24 protein-coding genes are annotated in these 19,666 nt (G+C 73.0%); 14 read left to right on the top strand and 10 right to left on the bottom strand.

From position 1 onward, the window contains the following. The first annotated feature begins 35 nt into the window (after positions 1-35). The 9 genes from CR162_RS04735 to CR162_RS22300 all read left to right on the top strand — a co-directional run bounded on the left by CR162_RS04735 (position 36) and on the right by CR162_RS22300 (position 8,374). Positions 36-1,112, top strand: coding sequence for a LysM peptidoglycan-binding domain-containing protein (locus CR162_RS04735; RefSeq protein WP_099094388.1), 1,077 nt, complete (start codon positions 36-38; stop codon positions 1,110-1,112). Positions 1,113-1,198: 86 nt separating this feature from the next. After that, entirely contained in the window at positions 1,199-1,912 is a 714-nt protein-coding gene (locus tag CR162_RS04730) for a phosphatidylserine decarboxylase (protein WP_099094387.1), read from the top strand. Next, a complete protein-coding gene (locus tag CR162_RS04725; RefSeq protein WP_099094386.1) occupies positions 1,912-2,823 on the top strand; it encodes a CDP-alcohol phosphatidyltransferase family protein in 912 nt (303 codons plus the stop codon). Before CR162_RS04730 ends, CR162_RS04725 begins: the two co-directional genes overlap by 1 nt. A 436-nt stretch (positions 2,824-3,259) precedes the next feature. After that, positions 3,260-3,994, top strand: coding sequence for a S1 family peptidase (locus CR162_RS04720; RefSeq protein ID WP_176559722.1), 735 nt, complete (start codon positions 3,260-3,262; stop codon positions 3,992-3,994). 131 nt (positions 3,995-4,125) lie between these two features. Beyond that, positions 4,126-4,563: a CBS domain-containing protein gene (locus CR162_RS04715; RefSeq protein WP_099094384.1), complete on the top strand. Its 438-nt coding sequence runs from the start codon at positions 4,126-4,128 to the stop codon at positions 4,561-4,563. Between the two features lie 186 nt (positions 4,564-4,749). Continuing rightward, a complete protein-coding gene (locus CR162_RS04710) occupies positions 4,750-5,739 on the top strand; it encodes a TRAP transporter substrate-binding protein (RefSeq protein ID WP_099094383.1) in 990 nt (329 codons plus the stop codon). Between the two features lie 85 nt (positions 5,740-5,824). Then, positions 5,825-6,361, top strand: coding sequence for a TRAP transporter small permease (locus CR162_RS04705; RefSeq protein WP_099094382.1), 537 nt, complete (start codon positions 5,825-5,827; stop codon positions 6,359-6,361). Then, the gene (locus tag CR162_RS04700; RefSeq protein ID WP_176559721.1) at positions 6,361-7,692 is read left to right on the top strand and encodes a TRAP transporter large permease; all 1,332 of its coding nucleotides are present in this window, start codon (positions 6,361-6,363) and stop codon (positions 7,690-7,692) included. Before CR162_RS04705 ends, CR162_RS04700 begins: the two co-directional genes overlap by 1 nt. 127 nt (positions 7,693-7,819) lie before the next feature. Next, entirely contained in the window at positions 7,820-8,374 is a 555-nt protein-coding gene (locus CR162_RS22300) for a hypothetical protein (RefSeq protein ID WP_176559720.1), read from the top strand. A gap of 86 nt (positions 8,375-8,460) precedes the next feature. Here CR162_RS22300 and CR162_RS04685 read toward each other — a convergent pair whose 3' ends face one another. Beyond that, the gene (locus CR162_RS04685) at positions 8,461-8,892 is read right to left on the bottom strand and encodes a VOC family protein (protein ID WP_099094379.1); all 432 of its coding nucleotides are present in this window, start codon (positions 8,890-8,892) and stop codon (positions 8,461-8,463) included. 101 nt (positions 8,893-8,993) lie between these two features. On the opposite strand from CR162_RS04685, the gene mscL reads away from it, so the two are divergent. Continuing rightward, positions 8,994-9,464: a large-conductance mechanosensitive channel protein MscL gene (mscL, locus tag CR162_RS04680; RefSeq protein ID WP_099094378.1), complete on the top strand. Its 471-nt coding sequence runs from the start codon at positions 8,994-8,996 to the stop codon at positions 9,462-9,464. Between the two features lie 49 nt (positions 9,465-9,513). Beyond that, positions 9,514-9,906, top strand: coding sequence for a metallopeptidase family protein (locus CR162_RS04675; RefSeq protein WP_099094445.1), 393 nt, complete (start codon positions 9,514-9,516; stop codon positions 9,904-9,906). A 34-nt stretch (positions 9,907-9,940) separates the two neighbouring features. Here CR162_RS04675 and CR162_RS04670 read toward each other — a convergent pair whose 3' ends face one another. The 6 genes from CR162_RS04670 to CR162_RS04645 form a co-directional block, all read right to left on the bottom strand. Then, positions 9,941-10,441: a uracil-DNA glycosylase family protein gene (locus CR162_RS04670; protein WP_367604090.1), complete on the bottom strand. Its 501-nt coding sequence runs from the start codon at positions 10,439-10,441 to the stop codon at positions 9,941-9,943. Between the two features lie 83 nt (positions 10,442-10,524). Continuing rightward, positions 10,525-11,247, bottom strand: a complete 723-nt coding sequence (locus CR162_RS04665; protein ID WP_099094377.1) for an NAD-dependent deacylase — start codon at positions 11,245-11,247, stop codon at positions 10,525-10,527. Between the two features lie 94 nt (positions 11,248-11,341). Then, positions 11,342-11,863 carry a copper chaperone PCu(A)C gene (locus tag CR162_RS04660; protein ID WP_245870126.1) on the bottom strand — a complete coding sequence of 174 codons (522 nt, stop codon included), beginning with the start codon at positions 11,861-11,863 and terminating at the stop codon, positions 11,342-11,344. A 74-nt stretch (positions 11,864-11,937) separates the two neighbouring features. After that, positions 11,938-12,333 (bottom strand): DUF2946 family protein, encoded by a 396-nt coding sequence (locus CR162_RS04655; protein ID WP_099094376.1) that lies wholly within the window; start codon positions 12,331-12,333, stop codon positions 11,938-11,940. A gap of 12 nt (positions 12,334-12,345) precedes the next feature. Next, the gene (thpR, locus tag CR162_RS04650) at positions 12,346-12,930 is read right to left on the bottom strand and encodes an RNA 2',3'-cyclic phosphodiesterase (protein ID WP_099094375.1); all 585 of its coding nucleotides are present in this window, start codon (positions 12,928-12,930) and stop codon (positions 12,346-12,348) included. A 6-nt stretch (positions 12,931-12,936) separates the two neighbouring features. Continuing rightward, a complete protein-coding gene (locus tag CR162_RS04645) occupies positions 12,937-13,539 on the bottom strand; it encodes an arylesterase (RefSeq protein ID WP_456316208.1) in 603 nt (200 codons plus the stop codon). A gap of 67 nt (positions 13,540-13,606) precedes the next feature. Here CR162_RS04645 and CR162_RS04640 point away from each other — a divergent pair, with 67 nt between their 5' ends. From CR162_RS04640 to CR162_RS04630, 3 genes are all read left to right on the top strand, one after another. Then, entirely contained in the window at positions 13,607-14,380 is a 774-nt protein-coding gene (locus tag CR162_RS04640) for an ABC transporter ATP-binding protein (protein WP_099094374.1), read from the top strand. After that, complete coding sequence (locus tag CR162_RS04635) at positions 14,377-16,911, top strand: ABC transporter permease (protein WP_099094373.1); 2,535 nt, start codon at positions 14,377-14,379, stop codon at positions 16,909-16,911. The genes CR162_RS04640 and CR162_RS04635 overlap by 4 nt, the downstream gene beginning before the upstream one ends. A gap of 139 nt (positions 16,912-17,050) precedes the next feature. Then, positions 17,051-17,836, top strand: a complete 786-nt coding sequence (locus CR162_RS04630; protein ID WP_099094372.1) for a Bax inhibitor-1/YccA family protein — start codon at positions 17,051-17,053, stop codon at positions 17,834-17,836. Between the two features lie 142 nt (positions 17,837-17,978). Here CR162_RS04630 and CR162_RS04625 read toward each other — a convergent pair whose 3' ends face one another. The 3 genes from CR162_RS04625 to CR162_RS04615 form a co-directional block, all read right to left on the bottom strand. Continuing rightward, positions 17,979-18,548: a CarD family transcriptional regulator gene (locus tag CR162_RS04625; RefSeq protein ID WP_099094371.1), complete on the bottom strand. Its 570-nt coding sequence runs from the start codon at positions 18,546-18,548 to the stop codon at positions 17,979-17,981. Between the two features lie 262 nt (positions 18,549-18,810). Then, positions 18,811-19,143: a ferredoxin FdxA gene (gene fdxA / locus CR162_RS04620; protein ID WP_099094370.1), complete on the bottom strand. Its 333-nt coding sequence runs from the start codon at positions 19,141-19,143 to the stop codon at positions 18,811-18,813. Between the two features lie 166 nt (positions 19,144-19,309). Beyond that, positions 19,310-19,666 (bottom strand): RNA-binding S4 domain-containing protein, encoded by a 357-nt coding sequence (locus CR162_RS04615; RefSeq protein WP_099094369.1) that lies wholly within the window; start codon positions 19,664-19,666, stop codon positions 19,310-19,312.

Genomic DNA, 19,666 nt, shown 5'->3' with positions numbered 1-19,666 from the left:
GCGGGAAGGGACGGATTGGCCGGATGAGGCGGAACATGACGGATCGGACGCGCCTGTCCCCGCCCACGCGCCCGAGCCTGCCCGCCCGCTTGTCCCTGCTGGGCGTGGCCGGGGTGGCGGCCAGCGGAGGCCTGGCCTGGTGGCTCGCGCACAGCCTGCCCGGGCTGTGGCCGACGCACGCCCCGGCGCGGGACGCCCCGGCCCGGCTGGCGCCGGAGTGGCCATCATCGGCACCGATGCCGCCGGCGCGTGGCGCCGCGCTGCCCCTGGCCGCCGCCGACATGCCGCCGCGCTTCGACATCGTCCGCATCGGCGCGCGGGGCACCGCCGTGGTGGCCGGCCGCGCCGCGCCGGGCGCCGAGGTGGTGCTGATGCGGGAGAACGGGCGCGAGCTGGGCCGGGTCCGGGCCGATGCCCGGGGCGAATGGGTCATCCTGCCCGCCGAGCCGCTGCCGCCCGGGCCGCATGAGCTGAGCCTGACCGCCCGGCTGGGGCAGGATCCGCCCCGCCGGGGGGATGAGGCCCTGCTGGTGCTGGTTCCCGCGCCCGAGCCCGGCCAGGAGAACCCCGAGGCGGAAGGGCCGCTGGCGGTGCTGCTGCCCTCCGGCGGCAAGGCGGCGCCGCGCCTGCTGCAGGCGCGCGCTGCCGCCGGCCGGCCCACGGCGCCGGCGGCCGGTCCCGCGCTGGCGCTCGACGTGGTGGACTATGACGAGGATGGCGCGCTGCGCTTCGCCGGCAGGGCGCCCGCGGGCAGCCATCTGCGCCTCTACATCGACCAGGGCCATGCCGGCGATGCGCGTGCCGACACCGAGGGGCGCTGGGCGCTGCGGCCCGAGCGCGAGGCCGCGCCGGGCCTGCACATGCTGCGGCTGGACCAGCTCGACGCGCGGGGCGGCGTGGCGGCGCGGCTGGAGCTGCCCTTCCAGCGCGACCGTGCGGCGCCGGCCGAGGGCCGCGTGGTGGTGCAGCCAGGGCACAACCTTTGGCGGATCGCCCGCGCAACCTACGGCCGCGGCACCCGCTACACCACCATCTACCGTGCGAACCAGGAGCAGATCCGCGATCCGGGGCGCATCTATCCCGGCCAAGTCTTCACCCTGCCACCCCCCTGAGGGCCGGCCTGGGCGGGGAGCCGGGGGCGGGGGCCGCGGGCCGGGGATTGTTTGCGGTTCCACGACGGACCATAACCAGGGGTATCATGGCGCTTATTGAAAGCCTTCGCATGGTCCTGGCCCCGCCGCATCCGGCAGGCCGGCCCTTCATCATCGGTGGCGCGGCCGTTGCCGTGGTCGGGGGCCTGTTGCTGGGCTCCTGGCTGTTCTGGCTCGGTGTCGCCTTCACCCTGTTCTGCCTCTACTTCTTCCGCGACCCGGAAAGGGTGACGCCGAACCGCTCGGTCTTCGTCGCCCCCGCCGATGGGCGGGTGGTGAGCGTCGGGCCCGCCGTGCCGCCCGCCGAGCTCGGCCTCGGCGCCGCGCCGCGCTGGCGCGTGGCCATCTTCCTGTCGGTGCTCGACGTGCATGTGAACCGCAGCCCGGTCGATGGCGTCGTCACCCGCATCGCCTACCGCCACGGCAAGTTCCTCAACGCCAGCGTGGACAAGGCCAGCGACGACAACGAGCGCAACGCGCTGGCGATCCGCCTGCCAAGCGGGCAGGAGATCGCGGTGGTGCAGATCGCCGGGCTGATCGCCCGCCGCATCCTCTGCAACGTGCGCGAGGGCGACGAGCTGCGCGCCGGCGAGCGCTTCGGCATCATCCGCTTCGGCAGCCGCACCGACCTCTACCTGCCGGAAGGCGTGAAGCCCGTGGTGTCCGAGGGCCAGCTGATGATCGGCGGCGAGACGGTGATCGCCGAGCTGGCGCCCGCCTCCACCCCAGCGGCGGCGATGGCGCCGGGCATGGTCCCCTGATGGACGAGGCCCCGCGTCCCGCTCCCGCCGCGCCCCCCTCCAGGCGGCACTTCCGCTTCGCCGCCCGCCAGCGGCCCCGCTTCCAGGGCCAGTCCTTCAACCGGCTGATCCCGAACATCCTGACGCTGCTCGGCCTCTGCGCGGGGCTGATGGCGATGCGCTTCGCGCTGGAGGGGCGGTGGGAGCCCGCCGCGGGCCTCATCATCCTGGCCGGCGCGATCGACGGGCTGGACGGGCGCCTGGCCCGCCTGCTCAAGGCCACCAGCCGCTTCGGCGCCGAGTTCGACAGCCTGGCCGACTTCCTCTCCTTCGGCGTGGCGCCGGCCATGGTGCTGTATCTCTGGACCATGCACGACTACCGGGGCCTCGGCTTCGTGCCCTGCGTGATGTTCGCCGTCTGCATGTCGCTGCGCCTCGCGCGCTTCAACGCGGCGCTGGATGCGGGCCCGATGCCGCTGCCGGGCCCGCCGCCCAAGCCCGCCTATGCGCAGAGCTTCTTCACCGGCGTGCCGGCCCCGGCCGGCGCCCTGCTCGGCATGTTCCCCATCTTCGCGGCGCTGGCCTTCGAGGGCTGGGGCCTGCCCGGCCTGGCCGGCGCGGTGCGCCACCCGCTCTTCGTGGGCCTGTTGCTGATCGTGGTGGCGCTGATGCTGGTCAGCACGCTGCCCACCTGGTCGTTCAAGAACTTCAAGGTGCGGCGCGAATACGTGCTGCCGCTGCTGCTCTCCATCGGCGCCTATGCCGCGCTGCTGGTCAGCGAGCCCTGGGCGGCGCTGGCGGCGGCGGGACTGATCTATTGCGGCATGCTGCCTTTCTCCTTCCGCTCCTATCTGCGGCTGAAGCGGGAAACGGAGGCGCTGATCCAGCCGCTGCCGCCCGCCCCGGGCGAAAGCGCAACACCCTCCCCATGAGCGGGCGGGGCAGGGGCCAAGCTGGCCTGGCCCCGCCCCCGCGCGGCGGCCTCCCCCCACGCGCCCGGCCCCGGCCCGGCCCTCATGCCCGCATGGCGGGAGGGGAGGCGCTCGCCGCGTGGCGGGGGCCTCGCCATGGCTGAGCCGCGACCCCGCCCGCCCGCGAATCCATCCTGGACGCGGCGCGTGCTGCCGGCCTACCGGCCCCCGCCGCCGCCCGCCAATGACCGGCGCCCGAGGCGCTGCTGCGGCCGCTGGCGGGCAGGGTGGCGGCTGGCGCTGCTTCTGCTGGCGCTGCTGTTCCTCGTTAGGCTCCTGTTCACCCTTCCCTCCTAGGCTGAGACCCGTCTCAATCACGCTCTGATGAGTTTGTGATTTGAGGGGTTTGGCTAATGTATTTAACCAAATGGTTGATGAACGCCTGGGAGCCTTCCATATGTCCGTTGCGTCGCCGCACCGCCGTGCCCTGCTGCGCGCCGCCCTGGGGGGCATCGTCCTGGGCGGAGGCACCAGCCTGCTGGCCGGCTGCGCGGCACCGCTCGGCCAGCAGGCGCGCGGCACCCCGGCGGAGGCCATTGCCACCGAGGGTTCCGCGGTGCTCCACAACGGGCTGGGCGGCCGGGGCGCGGCGGTGGGCTTCGGCACGCGGCACGCGCTGACCTGCGCGCATGTGCTGGAGGGCGGCGCCACGGGGGCGCGCCTGCGCCGCGCCGACGGGGCGGAGGCGGAGGCCGTGCTGGTCGGCCGCAGCGCGCGGATGGACCTTGCCGTGCTGTGCGTGCCGCGCGGCTTCCTGGCGGCGGCGCCGCGCGCCTCCGACCTGCCGCGCGAGGGCGAGGCGGTGTGGGCGGCCGGCGCGCCGGGCTTCGGCCCCGCCATCGCCCAGGGGCGGGTCGAGGCGCCGGATGCGGAGATGCCGGGCTTCGGGCGCGGCTTCACCGCCCGGATGCCGGCGCTGATGGGCTATTCCGGCGGCCCGGTGGTGGATGCCTCCGGGCAGCTGATGGGCCTGACGGCGGCGCTGCCCAGCCCGGGCGCCGCCGGCGCGCTGGCCTTCCTGACGGGCGCCGACCTGGACGGGCTGGCGCGGCGGGACCGGCAGGTCTTCGTGCTCGGCATCCGCCGCGCCGAGGCGGAGGCGCAGCGGCTGCTCGGCCGCACGGCCGCTTGAGCGCCCCGGCCGGCACGCCGATTCTCCTGGACTTGCGGCTTCCGCCCGCCGCATCGTTGCGGCAACAACCAAGGCGGGCCAATGCCGTCTTCCCCTGGCGGCGCCGGCCCGCATGCCAAGGAAAGCCGTCCATGACCATCGCCAACATCCTGCGCGGCAAGGGTTCGCAGGTGGTGTCCGTCGGGCCGGAGGAGGATGCCGCCGCCATCGCCCGCACCCTGGCGCAGCACCGCATCGGCGCCGTGCTGGTGCGGGATCCCCAGGGCGGCGTGCTCGGCATCGTCAGCGAGCGCGACATCGTCCGCGCCCTGGCCGGGCAGCAGGAAGGCATCAGCCGCCTGCGCGCCGATCAGCTGATGACCCGCGTGCTGCACACCGTCACGCCGGAGACGCCCATCACCACCGCCCTGTCCATGGTGACGGACCGCCGCGTGCGCCACCTGCCGGTGCTCGATGCCGGCGGCGCGCTGGCCGGCATGATCTCGATCGGCGACCTGGTGAAGGCGCGCATCGCCGAGGCGGAGCAGGAGGCGAGCGACCTGCGCAACTTCGTCACCTCCGGCGGCTGAGCCGCGGGAGGAGCGATCCGCCCGGAAGGCGGTTCTGCCCGAAACACGGTCAGACGCCGCGCGGGAATTGCCCGAAAGCCGCCCTTTGGCGCCGCGAACCCCGCCAAAGGGCGCCCGAAACACCCTTGCAAGCCTTTCGCGGGCGCGACGATGATGCCCTCAAGCAACAGGCAAGGGTCTGGGTCCATGAATCTCCACCGCCGCTCCCTTCTCGCGGCCGGCGCCGCGGGCGCGATGCTGCCGCTCGCCGGCCGCCCGGCCCTGGCGCAGGCCCGCTGGCAGCTCGCCACGCCCTATCCGGACGGCAACTTCCACACCCGCAACCTGCGCCAGTTCGTCGAGGCGGCGCAGCAGGCCTCGGGCGGCGCGGTGCAGATCCAGATGCACACCAACGCGGCCCTGCTGAAGATGCCCGAGATCCGCCGTGGCGTGCAGACGGGCCAGGTGCAGATGGGCGAGATCCTGATCTCGGCCTATGGCAACGAGGACCCGTTCTTCGAGGTGGACGGCATTCCGCAGCTCGTCACCTCCTACGAGCAGGCGCGCAAGCTGGCCGACCTTTCGCGCCCCTATATCGAGGCGCGGCTGAAGCGCACCGGCATCACGCTGCTCTACATGGTGCCCTGGCCGCCCTCGGGCTTCTACACCAACTTCCCCGTGGACACGATCGAGGCGCTGCGCGGCAACAAGATGCGCACCTTCAGCGCCGCCACCAACCGCTTCGCCACGCTGGTCGGCGCCACGCCCACCCTGGTGCAGGCGGCCGAGGTGCCGCAGGCCTTCGCCACCGGCGTGGTCAACAGCATGGTCACCTCCGCCGCCACCGGCGTCGACGTGCAGGCCTGGGACTTCGCCAAGTTCTTCACGCCGATCGGCTTCACCTGGACCAAGAACGCGGTGATGGTGCAGAGCCGCGCGCTGGAGGCGCTGCCCGAGCCGGCGCGCAAGGCGATCCTCGATGCCGCGAAGGCGGCCGAGACGCGCGGCTGGGAGATGTCCGCCGCCGAGCAGGTGGCGCGGGAGAAGATCCTGGCCGAGCGCGGCATGACGGTGAGCCCGCCCACCGCCGCGCTGAAGGAAGGCATGGCCAAGGTCTCCGAGACCATGGTGCAGGAATGGCTCGCCAAGGCCGGCGAGGACGGCAAGAAGCTGATCGACGCCTATCGCGCCGCCTGAGGCCGCGCCCGTCGCGCCGCCCCCCGCCACGGCGCGGCGGGGGGCGGCGCGCACCGCCGCAATCGCCGAACCAGAAAGGACACGCATGCGCGCCCTGCGATCCGTGCTCGACTTCCTGTATCTGCTGGGCGGGGTAGGGGGCGCGCTGGCGCTCGCCGCCATCGCCGTCATCATCGCCGCCCAGGTGGGCGGGCGCTTCCTGGGCCGGACCGTGCCGGGAGCGGACGACCTGACGGCCTTTGCCGTCGCCGCCTCCGCGCTGCTGCCGCTGGCTTACGCCTTCCGCCACGGCACGCATATCCGCGTCGACCTGATCATCGGCGCGCTGCGGGGCCGGGCGCGCTTCGCGCTGGAGGCGGTGGCGCTGCTGCTGGCGCTGGCCATGGTGGTGATGCTGGCCTGGGCGCTTTCCGACCTCGCCAGCGACTCGCTCGCGTTCGACGACGTGGCGCAGGGCAGCGTGGCCTGGAAGCTGTGGATCCCGCAGGCGCTGGCGGCCATGGGCGCCGCGCTCTTCGCGCTGTCGCTGCTGGACGACCTGGTGGTCCACCTGGCGGGTGGCACCCCCTCCTACCGGCGGGCGGGCGGCTCGGCCCTGGACCGCGCGGGGGAAGAACTCTGATGGAGCTGGCCCAAACCGGGGCGGGGCTGCTGCTGCTGGCCCTGCTGTTCCTGTTCCTCGGCCTCGGCGTCTGGATCGGCGTGGCGCTGATGATGGTGGGGTTCTGCGGCGTCGTGGTGCTGCCCTGGCTGATCCCCTCCATGCCCACATTCCCGGTGGACAAGGTGATGGGCACGGCCATCTGGCAGTCCATGGCCTCCTGGACCCTGGCGGCCCTGCCCCTGTTCATCTGGATGGGCGAGATCCTGTTCCGCACCAGGCTGTCGGAGGACATGTTCCGGGGCCTGGCGCCCTGGGTGCAGCGCCTGCCGGGGCGGCTGATGCATGTGAACGTCATCGGCTGCGCCATCTTCGCCGCCGTGTCCGGCTCCTCCGCCGCGACGGCCGCCACCATCGGCAAGATGTCCCTGCCGGCGCTGACGCAGCGGCGCTACCACCTGCCCATGGCCATGGGCAGCCTGGCCGGCGCCGGCACGCTCGGCCTGCTGATCCCGCCCTCCATCGTGATGATCGTCTATGGCGTGGCGGCCGAGGTCTCGGTGGTGCGGCTGTTCATCGCGGGCGTGCTGCCGGGGCTGCTGCTGGTGGCGCTGTTCAGCGGCTACATCGCCCTCTGGTCCCTGCTGCACCCGGAGCTGACGCCGCCGCGCGACCCGCCGATGCCGCTGCGCGCGCGGCTGCGCGAGAGCGCGCAGCTCCTGCCGGTGGTGGCGCTGATCGGCTTCGTCATGAGCAGCATCTATTTCGGCTGGGCCACGGCGACGGAGGCGGCGGTGTTCGGCGTGATCGGCGCGCTGGGGCTCTCCGCCTGGGGCGGCACGCTGAGCTGGGCCTCGCTGCGCGACAGCCTGATGGGCGCCACGCGGCTGGCCTGCATGATCAACCTGATCCTGGCCGGCGCCGCCTTCCTGACCCAGGCCATGGCCTATTCCGGCATCCCCGCCGCCATGGGGGCATGGGTGGGCGAGCAGGGCTTCAGCCCGGCCATGATCATCCTGGTGCTCACCCTCATCTACCTGGTCCTCGGCTGCTTCATCGACGGCATCAGCATGATCGTGCTCACCGCCTCCGTGGTGCTGCCGGTGATCTCGGCGGCGAATTTCGACCTGGTGTGGTTCGGCATCTTCATCGTGCTGGTGGTGGAGATGGCGCAGATCACGCCGCCCGTGGGCTTCAACCTCTTCGTCATCCAGGGGCTGACGGGGCAGGGCATCTTCGCCGTGGCGCGTGCCACGCTGCCCTTCTTTTTCCTGATGCTGTTCGCGGTGGTGATCGTCTTCCTCTTCCCCGGCATCGTCACCTGGCTGCCGCGGACCATGCTGTCCGGCTGACCGCCCGCCCACTGAGGCCGGCGCGGGGAGCGATGGCTGCCCGCGCCGTGTCACGAAACGTGACAGCGGCAGCACAACCTTTCTCCCCTTGCCGCGTTGTCGCGGCACCAGACAGGGAGAACTTCCGATGAAGCTTCATATGATCGGTGTGGCCGCCATGGCGCTGGCGCTCGCCGCCTGCGGCACGAACGAGCGGGACCGGGTGCAGGGCGGCGCGGCCGCGGGCGCCGCCACGGGCGCCGGTGTCGGCGCGCTGGGCGGGCCGGTGGGCGCGGCGGTGGGCGCCGTGGTCGGCGGCGGCGCGGGCGCGGTGACCGGCGCCACGACCTCGCCTTCCGACGTCAATCTCGGCCGCCCGCTGTGGCGCGACCCCGAGGTGCGCACCCCGCTCGACAATGACAACCGGCGCGGCCGCGGCACCTCCCGTTCCAGCCGCTCCAGCAGCGATGGCGCCTATATGGGCGGCGGCATGGTGGTCGAGCAGGGCGGCACCCCGTCCAACCCCACCCCCTCGGGCGGCACGGGCATGAGCGGCTCCGGCACGGGCGCGACGGGCACGGGCGCGACGGGCACGGGCAACATGGGCGCGGGCGGCGCGGCCACCACCACGACGGGCGGTGGCACCACCACGGGCGGCGCGCTGTCCACCCCCACGCCCACCACGCCGCGCACCGCGCCCTGAGGCACGGATCCGGGCCCAGGTCCTAGGCCCGCGAGATTGGGCTCACCCTGGCCGGAGCGGACGGACCCGCCCCGGCCAGTGGACCGTCAGGCTTCCTCCGGCGGCTCCGGCCAGCCACCACGGCCGAAGCGCTGCACCTCCAGCAGGTAGCCCGCCGGGTCGCGGAAGAAGAAGTGCTCCACGCCATAGCTTTCCGACCAGGCGGGGGCCTCGCCCACATCCACGCCCTTCGCCTTCAGCGCCGCATGGCACTCGGCCACGCGCGGCGTGACGAAGGTGAGCACCACCCCGCCCTCGGCGCGCGGCTCGTCGCCGGCCCGCGGCGCACGGGCCTGGCAGACGCCCAGGAAGGCACGCGGCGCATCGGCGCCGCCGGCCACCGCATAGATGCGGCAGCGCCCCTGGTCCTGCACCAGCGGAAATTCCAGTACGGTCTCGTAAAAGTGCCAGCTGGCCTCGGCCTGCTCGGCATAAAGAAAGGTGATCTGTTGGCCGAGGCCGGGCAGGGCGGTGCGCATGCGCCATCCTGCTCCGCTCCGGCCATCCCGGCAATGGGAGGCGCCGCCTCCCCCGGCAGCAGGAGACCGCATGAAGCCGCCCTGTCCAGGAGCCGCTCTGGCTGAAGGAGTTCAAGGCCTTCATCATGCGCGGCAATGTTGTCGACCTCGCGGTCGGCATTGTCATCGGCGCCGCCTTCACGGGCATCGTCAGCTCGCTGGTGGAGGACCTCATCAACCCGCTGATCGGCCTGCTGATCGGCGGCGTCGACTTCTCCAACGTCTTTGTCGTGCTGCGTGGCGAGCGCGGGCCGTCGCTCGAGGCCACCCGCCAGAGCGGCGCCGTGGTGCTGGCGGTCGGCGTGTTCATCAACGCCATCATCCGCTTCCTGATCGTGGCGATGGCGATCTTCTGGCTGCTGCGCGTGCTGACCAGGCTGCGCATGCGGCAGAAGGAGGAGCCGGCGGCGCCGCCCGCGCCCACCACCCAGGAGAAGCTGCTGATGGAGATCCGCGACGCGCTGGTGGCACGGCGCGATCCGGCTGCTCCCATTCCCGGCCCCACTCCGAGCCCTGGCCCCCGCCCGCTCTGAAGGCGCGGCATGGTCGCTCTGGGAGGCAGGGGATGCTAGGATGAAGGCCATGCGCTTCAATCATCCCCCCTCCCTCGAGGATCTCCAGGACATGGCGGAAACGGCCTTCGCCGCCATTCCGCAGGAGCTGCGCGAGGCCGTGAAGGGCGTCGCCATCCTGGTCGAGGAGGTGCCGGACGAGGAAACGCTGGAGGCGCTCGACCTGCAGCACCCCTGGGAGCTGACGGGCCTCTACCGCGGCACGCCGCTGACGGAAAAGACCAGTCTCGGCGTGCCCGCTGAGCCGGACATGATCCTGCTCTACCGCGAGCCCATTCTGGTGGAATGGATCGAGACGGGGGAGGACCTGTTCCGGCTGGTCCGCAACGTGCTCATCCACGAGATCGGCCACCATTTCGGCTTCTCGGACGACGAGATCACGCGCCTCGAGAACGAGGGCTGAGAAGCCTCCCTTCGGGAAGGCCCCTACGGCGGTTTCAGCCCGCCAGGGCGCGCGCCACCGCCTCGCGCAGTCCCGGCAGCACCTCCTGCCCGAACCAGGGCCGGGCATCGGCCCAGACCTTGGTGCGCCAGGAGGGGTGCGGCAGCACCGCCAGCCCCCGCGCCCGCAGCCCCGCTTGGTTCCGCACCGTCTCGCCGAGGCGCGCGGCGGCCCGCCGCCCCAGCACCGCCCGCACCGCATGCGCCCCCACCAGCAGGGTCAGCCGCAGCTGCCGCATGGGCGGGATCAGCCGGGGGTGCCACAGCGGCGCGCATTCCGGGCGCGGCGGCGCGTCGCCCCCGCGCGGCAGGCGGCCGGGATAGCACAGCCCCACCGGCACGATGGCCACCCGCGCGCCATCGTCGAAGGTGGCGCGGTCGATGCCCAGCCAGCCGCGCAGCCGCTCGCCCGAGGCATCGTTCCAGGGCAGGCCGGTGACGTGGACGCGGCTGCTCGGCGCCTGGCTGATGATCAGCAGCCGCGCCGCCTCGCCCACGCGGAAGACGGGGTTCGGCCCCAGCGGCAGGGCGGCGGCGCAGAGGGTGCAGGCGCGCGCGGCGGCCGCTTCCTCCTCCAGCGTCAGGGCGCGTGCTCCGCCAGCAGGGCCGCGACGAATTCGGGCACCAGCGCCGTCGCCGGGCCGTGCCGCGCCTCGTCGAACAGGCGGCTGCCGGCGCTCGGCTCCAGGTTCAGCTCCACCGTGCGGGCGCGGCCACGCAGCGCCGAGACGAGGCCCGCCGCCGGATAGACCTGCCCCGAGGTGCCGATGGAGATGAACAGCCGGCACCCCGCCATGGCCGCCTCGATCCGTTCCATGCCGAGCGGCACCTCGCCGAACCACACCACATCCGGCCGCATCCCCCCGGCGCGGCCGCAACCGGGGCAGGGGGTTCCGGTGGAAAGGTCTCCGGGCCAGGGGCGGGTGGCGCCGCAGCGCAGGCAGCGCGCGTGGCCGAGCCGCCCATGCATGTGCAGCAGGCCGGGAGCGTCCTCCCCCATGGCGCGGTCGTGCAGGTCGTCCACGTTCTGGGTGACGAGCAGGAAGGGCGCCGGCCAGCGCGCCGCCAGCTCCGCCAATGCGTGATGCGCGGCATTGGGGCGGATGGCCGGGTCGCGCAGCTGCGCCCGGCGCATGTTGTAGAAGGCATGGACCCGCGCCGGATCGCGCGCGAAGGCCTCGGGCGTCGCGACGTCCTCGATGCGGTGGCGGGCCCAGAGGCCATCGGGGTCGCGAAAGGTGGAAAGGCCGGATTCGGCGGAGATGCCGGCGCCGGTCAGGACGATCAGGGGCGGGACGGACATGGTTCCAGCCTTCCCGCGCCGGAATGGCGCGGTCAAGCGGTGCCTTCAGGCGGCGCAGAAGGGCGGAGGCCGGGAAATGGGCCTCCGCCCGCCCTCAGTGCCGGTGCCCGCCCTGACGCGCCGGGTTGGCGCCGGCCGCCTCTACCGCCAGCTCGACGGTGACGCTGCCCGCCCGCTCGAAGGTGAGGGTGACCGGCACGCGGTCATCCTTCCGCAGCGGCTCCCTCAGCCCGATCAGCATCAGGTGGTAGCCGCCGGGCGCGAGCTTCACCTCGGCGCCCGGCGCGATCTCGATGGCCTCCACGGGGCGCATGCGCATCACGCCGCCTTCCTGGATGTGGGTGTGGATCTCCACCACGCGGGCGATGCCGGCCCGGGCGCCGACCAGGCGGTCGGGCAGGGTGCCGGTGTTGCGCAGGCTCATGAAGCCGGCGCCGGTGCCGTTGGCCGGCGCGGCGCGGCTCCAGGGATGGCCGATCTCGACATCCCCCGCCTTGTATCCATGGGCGGCGGCGATCTGGGCAGTGGCGATCTGGGCAGTGGCGATCTGGGCGGTGGCGCCGAGGGCGAGGGTCAGGCCGGGCAGGGTGGCCAGCATCAGGCGACGCGTGAACATGCGGGAATATTCCGCTTTCGGGCCAGGGCGGCCCGGGGGTGCCCCGGAAGGGCGGCAAGGGGAAGGGCGCGTGCTCAGGCGGCGGCGGGCGGTGCCCGGGGCATGGTGGGCGGCGCGCGGGCCGGAGGGCGCGGCGCGCGCGCCTCCGGCAGCCGCGGGGCGATGTCGGCCAGGTGCCAGCGCGGCGCCGGCAGCAGGGGTGGGGCGGGCAGCGCGAGCTGGGGCAGGGCGTGGCAGGCCGGGCACCAGCCGCCGAGGCCGGGTTGCCCGGGTGCGCCCTCCTCCTCCGCCGGCTGGTCCGGGCCGGCGGGCATCCGCACCAGCCGCAGCCCTTCCGGGGTGCAGAGATGCACCATGAGGCCCTGGGCAGGGGGCTGGGCCGCGCGCAGGCAATGCACGGCCGCCGCCAGCCCCTGCCCGATCAGCAGCAGCGCGAGCAGGCTCAGCAGGAAGGGGCGCGGCCGGGTCATCCTGGCCGCTGCCTAGAACTCCGCTTCGCGCGGGGCAAGCCCGCGGTGATCGTCCGGCTGGCCTTCCAGCAGGTAGTCCACCTCGGCCTCGTAATGCGCCTGTTCCTTGCCGAGACGGGAGGAGAACAGGGAGAAATGCGTCACCGCCACGGGCGGGGGGCGGAACAGGTTGTGCGCCTGGACGAAGCTGATCAGCTTGTCCGGCGCCGCCTTGTCGGTGCGCGCCAGCGTCACGTGGGGGGTGAAGCGGCGGCGCTCGGGGGGCAGGCCCGCGCGTTGCAGCGCCGTCTCGACCTTCGATTGCAGGTGCGCCAGCGGCTCGCTCCGCTCCGCCTTCACATGCAGGGAATGGATGCGCCCCGCCTTCTCGAAGATGTCGAGCCCCGCCAGTTGCAGCGCGAAGGGCTTGGCGCGGATGCCGGCCAGCGCCTCGTCCAGCTCATCGGCCCGCCAGCCCTCGGTCTCGCCGATGAAGCGCAGCGTCAGGTGGTAGTTCTCGGGCGGCACCCAGCGCGCGCCGGGAATGCCGCCCGCGAGGTCGGAGAGCTGCTCCCGCAACGGCTCCGGCAGGGGCAGGGCGACGAACAGGCGTGGCATGGTGGCTCAACCTCCCTGCACCTTGGACAGAAGCTCCCGCACGGCGGGCAGCATGCGCCGCGCCATCTCGGCCGCGCCCCGCGCATTGGGGTGGATGCGGTCCGGCTGGTTCAGCGCCGGCTCCCCCGCGACACCCTCCAGCAGGAAGGGATAGAAGACGGCCTCCGGATGCGCCTCGGCCAGCCGGGTGAAGGTGGCGGCGAAGTCGCGCCCATAGTCGGCGCCGAGATTGGGCGGCGCCAGCATGCCGGCCAGCAGGGTAGGCAGGCCGCGCGCCTTCAGCCGGTTCAGGATGTCGTCGAGGTTGGCGTGGCTGTCGGCCGGCGGCAGGCCGCGCAGCCCGTCATTGCCGCCGAGCGCCACGATCACCGCCTGCGGCCGGTCGGCCAGCGCCCAGTCGAGCCGCGCCCTGCCGCCCGCCGTGGTATCGCCCGAGACGCCGGCGGGGATGACGCGCACCGCTTCCCCCGCTTCCCGCAGCAGCCGCTGGAGCTGGGCGGGAAAGGCCTCCTCCGGCGCCAGCCCGTAGCCGGCGGTGATCGAGTCCCCCAGGATCAGCAGCCGCACCTCGCCGGCCGGCTGCGCCGCCCGCGCCCCGGCCGGCCGCACCGAAAGAAATATTCCGATACCGAGAGCAGATCTTCGCAGTGCGGCACGGCGGCCATATCTGCGGAACATGCTGGACGCACCGAACGCCATCCGTTCCCCCGCTGCGAGGCCCCCCGCGGGGGCCGGACGCGACGCAAACCTCATCGAGGCCCGCGGGCTCGCCTTCAAGGTGGCGGGGCCGGGGGGTGAGGTCAACATCCTCCGCGGCCTCGATCTGGACATGAAACAAGGGGAGGCGGTGGGGCTGGTGGGCCCTTCCGGCTCCGGCAAGACCTCGCTGCTGATGCTGCTGGCCGGGCTGGAGCGCGCCACGGGCGGCAGGCTCACCGTCGCCGGCACCGATCTCGGCGCGCTGGACGAGGATGGCCTCGCGCGCTTCCGCCGGGACCATCTCGGCATCGTCTTCCAGGCCTTCCACCTGATCCCCACCATGACGGCGCTGGAGAACGTGGCGGTGCCGCTGGAATTCGCCGGACGCGACGATGCCTTCGACCGCGCCCGGGTGGCGCTGGAGCGCGTGGGCCTCGGCCACCGGCTCGGGCACTACCCCGGCCAGCTCTCGGGCGGCGAGCAGCAGCGCGTGGCGCTGGCCCGCGCCGTGGTGGGCGAGCCCAGCCTGCTGCTGGCCGACGAGCCCACCGGCAACCTGGACGGCGCCACCGGCCAGGCGGTGATGGACCTGCTGTTCGGCCTGCGCGAGCAGCTCGGCACCACCCTGCTGCTGATCACCCACGATCCCGCGCTCGCCGCGCGCTGCGGCCGCCGCCTGCGCATGGCGGACGGGCTGCTGGCGGAGGACACGGCCCTGGCCGCCTCCTCCCCGGCGGCGTCCCCGGCATGAGCGGCGCCTTCGGCCGAGGCACCTCCGGGCTGAGCCTCCGATTCGCCCGGCGCGAGCTGCGCGGCGGATTGCGGGGCCTGCGCATCGTGCTGGCCTGCCTGGCGCTGGGGGTCGGCGCCATCGCCGCCGTGGGCACGCTGCGCGCCGGCATCCAGGCAGGGCTGTCCGCCGACGGCGCCCGCATCCTGGGCGGCGACCTTTCGGTGCGCGTCTCCTACCGCCCCATGCCGCAGGCGGCGCGGGACTGGATCACCGGCCGCGGCACGCGCCTGTCCGAGGTGGTGGAGATGCGCGCCATGGCCGTCGCGCCCTCGGGCGAGCGCACGCTGGTGGAGCTGAAGGCGGTGGACGGGAGCTACCCCCTTTATGGCGCGCTGGAGCTGGAGCCGCCGCTGCCGGCCGCGCGGGGCGGCCACCTCGCCCCCGGCGAGGTGGCGCTGGACCCGCTGGTGGCCGAGCGCCTGGGCGTCTCCCCCGGCGACATGGTGCGGCTGGGCGAGGCCTCCCTGCGCCATGCCGGCACCATCCGCGCCGAGCCGGACAAGGTGGCGAGCCCCGCCATTCTCGGGCCGCGCGCCATGATCGCGCTGGAAAGCCTGCCGGACACGGCGCTGATCCAGCCCGGCAGCCTGGTGCAGTACGAATACCGCATCGCCCTGCCGCCCGGCATGGCGCCCGGTCCCTTCGGCGAGGCGCTGCGGGCAGCGCATGACGATGGCGGCTGGCGCATCCGCGGCGCGGCGGAGGCCTCGCCCGGCGTCAACCGCTTCCTCGACCGCGCCGCCTCCTTCCTGACGCTCGCCGGGCTGACGGCGCTGCTGGTGGGGGGCATCGGCGTCGCCACCGGCGTGCGCGCCTGGCTGGACCAGCGGGCGCGCACCATCGCCACGTTGCGCTGCCTGGGCGCGCCGGCGCGGGTGATCTTCACCACCTATCTCATCCAGGTGCTGGTGCTGGCGGCGCTCGGCATCGTGCTGGGGCTGGCGCTGGGGCAGGGGCTTTCCGTGCTGGCGGCGCGGGCGCTGGAAGGCGCCCTGCCGGTGCCGCCGCGCCTCGGCTTCTATCCCCTGCCGCTGGCCCAGGCGGCGCTCTATGGCGTGCTGACGGCGCTGACCTTCGCCCTCTGGCCGCTCGGCCGCGCGCGCGAGATCCCCGGCGCCGCGCTGTTCCGCGACGTGGTGCAGGGCGGGCAGGCGCGGCCGCGCTGGTCGCTGCTGGCGGTGAACGCCGCCGCCGCCCTGGCGCTGGTGGCGCTGGTGGTGGCCAGCGCCGAGCAGCCGGGCTTCGCGCTCGGCTTCTGCGCCGCCGCCGGCGGCACGCTGCTGCTGTTCCGCCTCGGCGCCTCCGCGCTGATGGCGCTGGCGCGGCGCTGGCGGCACCAGCGGCGCCCCGCGCTGCGCCTGGGGCTCGCCAACCTGCACCGCCCCGGCGCGCCCACCGCGCTGCTGCTGGTGGCGCTGGGCATCGGCCTCACCACCCTCTCGGCGGTGGCCATGATCGAGGGCAACATGCGCCGCCAGATCCGGGACCAGCTCCCCGAGGCGGCGCCGAACTTCTATTTCATCGACATCCAGTCCGACCAGGCGCGGCGCTTCGACGAACTGGCCATGGCGCAGCCCGGCGTGGCCGAGATCCGCCGCGTGCCATCGCTGCGCGCCCGCATCACCGCCATCAAGGGCGTGCCGGTGGAGCAGGTGCGCACCACGGGCGACACCGCCTGGGCGCTGCGCGGCGACCGCGGCCTGACCTATGCCGCGACGCCGCCCGAGGGCACGCGGCTGGTGGGCGGCGAATGGTGGCCGGCCGACTACAGCGGCCCGCCGCTGCTCTCGCTGGACGCGCGGCTGGCCGAGGGCTGGGGCGTCACCATCGGCGACGAGGTAACGGTGGACGTGCTGGGCCGCGACGTCTCGCTGAGGATCGCCAGCCTGCGGCAGATCGAGTGGCAGGGACTGGGGCTGAACTTCGTGCTGATCGCCTCGCCCGGGCTGCTGGAGGCGGCGCCGCACACCCACATCGCCACGCTGCGCGGCGACCCGGCGCGGGACGCCGCCGTGCTGCGCGCCATCACCGATGCCTTTCCCAACGTGTCCGGCATCCGCGTGCGGGATGCGTTGGAGGCGGTCTCGGGGCTGCTGGAGCGGCTGGGCACCGCCGTCTCGGCCGTGGCGGGGGTCACGCTGCTGGCGGGCGGGCTGGTGCTGGCGGGCGCCATGGCCGCCGGCCAGCGCCGCCGGGTGCGGGACGCGGTGGTGCTGAAGGTGGTGGGCGCCACGCGCGCCCAGGTGCGCCGCGCCTGGATGGTGGAGTTCGGGCTGCTCGGCGCCACGGCGGGGGTCATCGCCGCGCTCTGCGGCACGGCGGCGAGCTGGGCCGTGGCACGCTGGGTGATGCGGACCGACTGGGTGTTCCTGCCGGGGACGCTCGCCGCCACCATCCTCGGCTGCACGCTGCTGACCCTGCTGCTGGGCTATGCCGGCACGGCGCTGGCGCTGCGCGCCCGGGCGGCGCCACTGTTGCGCAACGAATGAGCCCCCATGATGGAGAAAGTCCGATGAATTCTGTGCGTTGGGCACGGCCTTGCCCGTGATTCCCGTTGAACGAGATTACCGATAGTCCATATTGATCATGACCCGCGGATTCTCCGCGCTGGGAGGAGTTGAGACACCTATGGCCACTGGTCCCGACTATCGATACACGACGGGTGCGCCGGGCTGGGGTCGCACCGCGACTGCCGACGCGGCCGCCGTCGATGCCGGGCTGCGGTCCTACATGCTGCGCGTCTACAACTGGATGGCCTCCGGCCTGCTGCTGACGGCGATCGTTGCCTATGTCATCGCCAACACCGGCGCGGCCGACCTGTTCTACACGGTTGTCCGCACGCCGCGCGGCCTGGCCACGCAGCCGACCATCCTGGGCTTCGCGGCCATGTTCGCCCCGCTCGCCTTCGTGCTGGTGCTCTCCTTCGGCATCAACCGGATGAGCAAGGGCACGGTGCAGGCGCTGTTCTGGGTGTTCTGCGCCGCCATGGGCGCCAGCATGGCGAACATCTTCGCCGTCTATGTGGGCGCCTCGATCGCCAGCACCTTCTTCATCACCGCCGGCATGTTCGCCGCCGTGAGCCTGTACGGCTACACCACCAAGGCGGACCTGACGAAGCTCGGCGCCTTCATGATGATGGGCCTGATCGGCATCATCATCGCGAGCCTGGTGAACATGTTCGTGGGCTCGTCCGCGCTGCAGTTCGCCATCAGCGTCATCGGCGTCGTGGTGTTCGTGGGCCTGACCGCCTATGACACGCAGCGGATCAAGTCCGACTATGTCGAGTATGCCTATGCCGAGGGCACGGACATCGCCGCCAAGCGCAGCGTGTTCGACGCGCTTGGGCTGTACCTGAACTTCATCAACCTGTTCCAGCTGCTGCTGCAGTTCATGGGCGTGCGCCAGCAGGACTGACGCCCGCTGCCACGGAACGCGGCGGAAATGGCCCCGGAGGGAAACCTCCGGGGTTTTTTTCATGCCCTCCGCCGGTGGGGAGGGAAGGGCACGAAAAAAGCCGGGGGATCTCTCCCCCGGCTCCGGCCCTCCGCCCGGGCGGTCAGCCCTGCTTCAGGTGTTCCAGCAGCTTGTTCATCGCCGCGTTCTTGTCCGTGCCGTCGATGGCCGCGACCTCGGCGGCGAGGCGGTCCATGGCCAGCTCGTAGATCTGCCGCTCGGAAAAGGACTGGTCGGGCTGGCCGGCGTTGCGGTGCAGGTCGCGCACCACCTCGGCGATCTGCACCGGGTCGCCGCTGTTGATCTTCTGCTCGTATTCCTGGGCGCGGCGGGACCACATGGTGCGCTTGATGCGGGCGCGGCCCTTCAGCGTCTCCAGCGCCTCGCCCATCATGCCGGTGTTGGCCAGCTTGCGCAGGCCCGAGGAGGCCGCCTTGTTCAGCGGCACCCGCAGCGTCATGCGGTTCTCCTCGAAGGTGACGATGATCACCTTCAGCTCCGTGCCGGCCACCGCCATGCTCTCGATGCCCTGCACCTGGCCCACGCCATGCGTCGGATACACCACATGGTCGCCCGCCCTGAACTCGCTGCCCTGGTTGCCGAGCGGCTTGGGCGGCGGCACGGGGCGGGAGGAGCCGCCCTCGGTGGGAGAGGGGCTTTGCGATTCCGACATGCCAGGGCGACGTCCGGGTAGGGTGCGGGAGGAGGCTCGGGGTTCCGCCGGAGCCGGCTCGGGTGGTGTGCTGGTGGATCTCGCGCCGGCGGGTGACTTCATCCGCTGTCTACTCCTGCGAACCGCAAGTGCTGAAAGGGGCCGCGCCGCCGGAAGCAACCGGCAGCGGGATCATCGCCTCACGCACCCAGAAAAGCTGGGGCCGCGCCTGGGCGCGGACAACCAGGGCCAAATCGCAGGATAGCAAAAAACGCGTGATTCGTCACGCGGTGCCCGGTGCCGGGTCGAACAGGGCCTTCTTGTCGGGCTTGCCGTTCCATTCCTCGGCATCGGCCGGGGCCTCGCCCTTGCGGGTGATGTTCGGCCATTGCTGGGCATAGGTGCGGTTCAGCTCGGCCCATTCGGCGGCGCGGTCGTCGCTGTCGGGGAAGATGGCCTCGGCCGGGCATTCGGGCTCGCAGACGCCGCAATCGATGCATTCATCGGGATGAATGACCAGCATGTTCTCGCCCACATAGAAGCAGTCCACCGGACAGACTTCCACGCAGTCCATGTACTTGCAGCGAATGCAGTTCTCGGTGACGACGTAAGTCACGGGCCCCAATCCTTCTGCCACCCGGTCCACACAGCCCGGCGCGCGGCGGAGAGATGGACCGCAATCCCCGCCCGCGCAACCGCCTTTCTGCGATGGCCCGGCCCCGCCTGGGGCATGGCGCATCCCGCCTGGGGCATGGCGCGTCCCGCCTGGGGCATGGCACGGCTCAGGGTTCGGCCGGTGGCGCCTGGGGTGGCACCTGGGGCGGCGCCGCTTCCGCGGAAGCCGGCCTGGTGAGGTCCTCGTAGAGCGCCCGCGCCTCGGGGGCGGGGCCGCGCCGGAGGGCGAGGGACAGGACGCGCCAGACCTTGACCGTGCCACGCTCCGGCCCGCCCAGGGCCAGGGTCATCACGTCGCCCGGGCGGATCCGGGCATGCGGCTTGTCCACCGGCTGGCGGTTCAGCCGCACCGCGCCGCGCGCCACGAGGCGGGAACACTCCGCGCGGGTCTTGGCCACCCGCGCGCACCACAGCCACTTGTCGAGCCGCTGCCAGTCCCGGTCCTCGTCGCCGCCGGCGGCCAA

This window comes from Teichococcus rhizosphaerae (assembly GCF_002631185.1).
GTDB lineage: Bacteria > Pseudomonadota > Alphaproteobacteria > Acetobacterales > Acetobacteraceae > Pseudoroseomonas > Pseudoroseomonas rhizosphaerae.
Note: the sequence above shows the minus strand (reverse complement) of the source record. Positions and strands in the feature narration are given on the sequence as shown.

Bases quoted from the DNA above. Each gene is read 5' to 3' on its own strand.
- CR162_RS04720 (WP_176559722.1), top strand. From the start codon at position 3,260: ATGTCCGTTGCGTCGCCGCACCGCCGTGCCCTGCTGCGCGCCGCCCTG.
- CR162_RS04630 (WP_099094372.1), top strand. From the start codon at position 17,051: ATGGCCACTGGTCCCGACTATCGATACACGACGGGTGCGCCGGGCTGG.
- CR162_RS04685 (WP_099094379.1), bottom strand. From the start codon at position 8,892: ATGCGCACCGCCCTGCCCGGCCTCGGCCAACAGATCACCTTTCTTTAT.
- CR162_RS22300 (WP_176559720.1), top strand. From the start codon at position 7,820: ATGAAGCTTCATATGATCGGTGTGGCCGCCATGGCGCTGGCGCTCGCC.
- CR162_RS04705 (WP_099094382.1), top strand. From the start codon at position 5,825: ATGCGCGCCCTGCGATCCGTGCTCGACTTCCTGTATCTGCTGGGCGGG.
- CR162_RS04625 (WP_099094371.1), bottom strand. From the start codon at position 18,548: ATGTCGGAATCGCAAAGCCCCTCTCCCACCGAGGGCGGCTCCTCCCGC.
- CR162_RS04735 (WP_099094388.1), top strand. From the start codon at position 36: ATGACGGATCGGACGCGCCTGTCCCCGCCCACGCGCCCGAGCCTGCCC.
- CR162_RS04635 (WP_099094373.1), top strand. From the start codon at position 14,377: ATGAGCGGCGCCTTCGGCCGAGGCACCTCCGGGCTGAGCCTCCGATTC.
- CR162_RS04640 (WP_099094374.1), top strand. From the start codon at position 13,607: ATGCTGGACGCACCGAACGCCATCCGTTCCCCCGCTGCGAGGCCCCCC.
- CR162_RS04675 (WP_099094445.1), top strand. From the start codon at position 9,514: ATGCGCTTCAATCATCCCCCCTCCCTCGAGGATCTCCAGGACATGGCG.
- CR162_RS04715 (WP_099094384.1), top strand. From the start codon at position 4,126: ATGACCATCGCCAACATCCTGCGCGGCAAGGGTTCGCAGGTGGTGTCC.
- thpR (WP_099094375.1), bottom strand. From the start codon at position 12,930: ATGCCACGCCTGTTCGTCGCCCTGCCCCTGCCGGAGCCGTTGCGGGAG.
- CR162_RS04725 (WP_099094386.1), top strand. From the start codon at position 1,912: ATGGACGAGGCCCCGCGTCCCGCTCCCGCCGCGCCCCCCTCCAGGCGG.
- CR162_RS04730 (WP_099094387.1), top strand. From the start codon at position 1,199: ATGGCGCTTATTGAAAGCCTTCGCATGGTCCTGGCCCCGCCGCATCCG.
- CR162_RS04710 (WP_099094383.1), top strand. From the start codon at position 4,750: ATGAATCTCCACCGCCGCTCCCTTCTCGCGGCCGGCGCCGCGGGCGCG.
- CR162_RS04665 (WP_099094377.1), bottom strand. From the start codon at position 11,247: ATGTCCGTCCCGCCCCTGATCGTCCTGACCGGCGCCGGCATCTCCGCC.
- CR162_RS04655 (WP_099094376.1), bottom strand. From the start codon at position 12,333: ATGACCCGGCCGCGCCCCTTCCTGCTGAGCCTGCTCGCGCTGCTGCTG.
- CR162_RS04700 (WP_176559721.1), top strand. From the start codon at position 6,361: ATGGAGCTGGCCCAAACCGGGGCGGGGCTGCTGCTGCTGGCCCTGCTG.
- CR162_RS04660 (WP_245870126.1), bottom strand. From the start codon at position 11,863: ATGTTCACGCGTCGCCTGATGCTGGCCACCCTGCCCGGCCTGACCCTC.